This window comes from Methanocalculus sp. (assembly GCF_029762515.1).
Taxonomy (GTDB): Archaea; Halobacteriota; Methanomicrobia; order Methanomicrobiales; family Methanocorpusculaceae; genus Methanocalculus.
The window spans coordinates 1-3280 of record NZ_JARVGN010000267.1 but is presented as its reverse complement, the minus strand read 5'-3'; the positions used below and the strand labels follow the sequence as shown (position 1 = coordinate 3280).

General features: G+C 38.1%; 2 protein-coding genes. Both read right to left on the bottom strand.

The window, feature by feature from the left end; translation table 11 throughout:
• A partial coding sequence (locus tag QCH34_RS09395) for a DUF262 domain-containing protein (protein WP_300333264.1) occupies positions 1-1376 on the bottom strand: 1376 nt, incomplete at its 3' end.
• A gap of 163 nt (positions 1377-1539) precedes the next feature.
• The gene (locus QCH34_RS09390) at positions 1540-3126 is read right to left on the bottom strand and encodes a hypothetical protein (protein WP_300333261.1); all 1587 of its coding nucleotides are present in this window, start codon (positions 3124-3126) and stop codon (positions 1540-1542) included.
• Between the last annotated feature and the right edge of the window lie 154 nt (positions 3127-3280).

The following is a 3280-nucleotide window of genomic DNA, read 5'->3' as shown; positions in this document are numbered from 1 at the left end:
TTCTTATAGAGGAAATTTTGCGGGAAGATGTGATGACTCTGAATGCTGTATATATCGCCGATCACACCCTGAATGGGGCTGCCATTCGCCCAGTCAATCGCTTTTTTGTTCTTGGTCACCACATAGAGCATCCGATAGAGAGGGTGGTTTGCCCCACGACCTTCCAGGTCTGCAGACTTAACTTCAATCCTTCCTCTCATATCCTCAATTTCACGTACCATGTCTTCGATCGTCGACAGACTTGTTGAAACATGGTGCACATCCTTATCGAGCCGTTCGTTCGTCTGACCGCTATACCTTGACCAGATCTGGGCGAGGTTCATCCAATACAGAAATCCATATTTCATTGATTCTGTGAATTTCTCCTTCTTGAGAAGATAGGCAATCAATGGAATAAGCACATAATTGGTGGACATATCAGAGGTGCTCGTGTAGAGGCCTTCGTGCTTTAAAATTGGGACCAGATAATCGACCGATTTGCTGATCTTGTTCCATGCTTTGATATAATCCTCTTTGGTAAATCTGTCATAGTTCAATTTAGAGTTCTTGTTGAGCAGGGCGGAATCTGTGAGAGCGATGACCATGCATCGCGTGAAAAAGTCAAGTTCAAGGTGATATTCTTCTGCCTCCAACTTTTGGATCTTTTCCTTGATAACGCTCCGTGCATCAGGCCACTTCCCTGTAATATGGGTCAGAACGAGCTCTGCGTCGGTGAGTTTTGTCCCCTGGGAATTTACCCGGTCAAAAACATCAATTGCTTCATCAATCCTTGCCTCGGAAGGGACAATCTGGATATGATATTCAATATTTCGAATGTTTTGCAGGCGGATGAGATTGTTGTTCACTTTTGAGAGCAAATTTGTATCGAGCGAATTATTCCCCCAGTTTTCAATTCCATCATTTACTTTTTTCCCGTATTCCATTGTGATGTCTACTGCGTTCACTTTCGATGAATCGAAGCAATCCGTCACTTTCTGCCAGAGAGGATTGTCCTGCATCTTCGTTTTCATGAAATACTGGAATTCGCCGGTTTCGAGATTAAAATAGAGATTCCTGGGATCATTGGTGATATCATGCTCATCGTAATAGGGGGGAATTTCTCCTTTAATCAGCAAATACAACGTCGTGATTCTCTGCTGGCCATCGAGGATGACACTAGTGAGACCGATGTTGCTCCTATTAACTTTGATTCCTTTCAGCTCCGGGATATTTTCACCACTCGCTTTCCAAAATAGAAGGCTCCCGGTAGGATAATTTTTAAAAAGGGATATGATAAGTTGTTTTGCATCCTCCTTGGACCAGACGTATTCGCGCTGGAACTGAGGCAAAACAACATCGAATGTCTGAACGCTGGACAAAATATTACTTATCTGCATAATCCTCAAATAAATGAGAAGTGGTTGCGACAATAAAACTGTTTTCTTAAGAATTTTCAAGCGTTTTTTTGGTTAAGAGAGGATATTATTACTCCGTTGCCTATTTCAGGGAATTATCAGGGGAAATCCAATAAAAGGTGTTGTTGGGTAAGCATCACATTGATTAGTTACGTACGTCCGGGTGTAACAATTCGTCAATAGTGACTTTCTTTGATCTTAATTTTCTCTCGATAATTTTTCCAAAATACTTTTTAATCGAAGTTGGTTTGTAGTGCCTGTGTGCTTCCTTTTCAAACCAAGCTAGAAGTTCCCAATTAATCTTCCCTTCAGGCACAATTTCATTGAGATCCAGTGTGAAGAGCTGGTTAAAACGAGAAAAATATATTCCAATTTTCTCGATTTTGGCATTCAGGAAGGCCAAATCCTTTTCGAAGATCAGGTTAAATTTCTCTTCAGCCATATCGTCAAATAGCCCAATGGCGTCGACTTTGTGGATATTATTCAAGTATAAAAGTCCAAGTTGCTGAAGAACAACATATCCCATTAATTGATGAAACTGGCGGTTTGAAAAATTATGATCTTTTGTTGTTTTGATATCAATGAAGGTATTGTCAATAAGCAGATCCGCATCAGCCCCTCGAGTTAAGTTATCTGCGATCCCAAATCCTGGATTTAATATACAACACTTTTTCGCGATTATCAATTCTTTTGGGACACCGTTAATGAGATTTCTTAAATCAGTAATGTCTCGAGAATCGATTGCTAATCCAATTTCTTGAAGAGAGAATCCGCTCCTGTATACTGCCTCCAATTTTGCTAAATACAACGTAGACTTAATCAGATCATCGTTAATTTCCTTGGTTTCAAGAAAAGAAGAGTAAAGCTCTTCAGATTCAATTAATAATGAGATGGCCCGTTCTTTTTCATTTCCCTCCAGCGATTCAAGAGAGCGATATGCAACCCATCGATGAGTGATGGCCGATGGATTTTCTGCTTTGAGGACAAACCGCAACAGATAATCAAATGCCGTACCCACTTCGCGAGAATTGGGCGTCTTCGGTTCATGAACTATTTTTGGGCGAATATATTGAGTAGACTTTTGTTCATTCTTCTTTGTGTAATAATCTGCGAATTCTTTTACCAACTTTGCCCGATTTTTGCAATTTTCAACAATATCGTCATAATTTTCATCCCAGTATTCATCATCGATAAAACGGTTTGTTCTATCAATTGTATCCAGATTTTCGTTTTTTAAGAATTTATCCGCATTTGCATCCAAATTTGGATTGAAAAGAGGAAATAAGTTATAAATTTTATAAGTATAGTTGGTATTGACATTTTTAATAAAAATATGTCTGTTCTCCAGGAATAGAATCTTATATGCGTAATATTCGATTTCATTTGTGGAAAGTAGGTCGTTCAGATGTTGTGCAGGCAGATATTTCACTATAGATTCAAAATCTGATCCAGAACAATAAAACCAGCAAAGGGTATTCGAGTATTTGTGATAGGTAAAAAATCCAATTAAATCTTCAAAGGAGAATATCGGCTTTTTTCTGCCAAAACTATCACAAATTAGATTAATTTCTCCCTCAATACCAACGATAGAAATACCCACATTCTCTTTGAGTATAGGGCCTTTTTCTTTGGATCTGCGATAAATCTTAATTCTATCCTTATATGGATTATTAAACTCAAATTCGAATTTATTTTTAACGTGATTCAACTTCACAAATTCTGTAAGTGACATTAAACATACCCTTCTTACACCTGTTTGTTGGTTCTCTCATTTTTATAAGATTTCATTTTATTCGGAATTTGGGTTAGTGGAGAGAGATATTTGAAGTTGAAATTGTATTTGAAAGGCATAACATCTTGATTGTAATAAAAAACACACTAAAAGT

Coding starts and splice junctions, on each gene's coding strand:
- QCH34_RS09390 (WP_300333261.1), bottom strand. CDS start 3,126: ATGTCACTTACAGAATTTGTGAAGTTGAATCACGTTAAAAATAAATTC.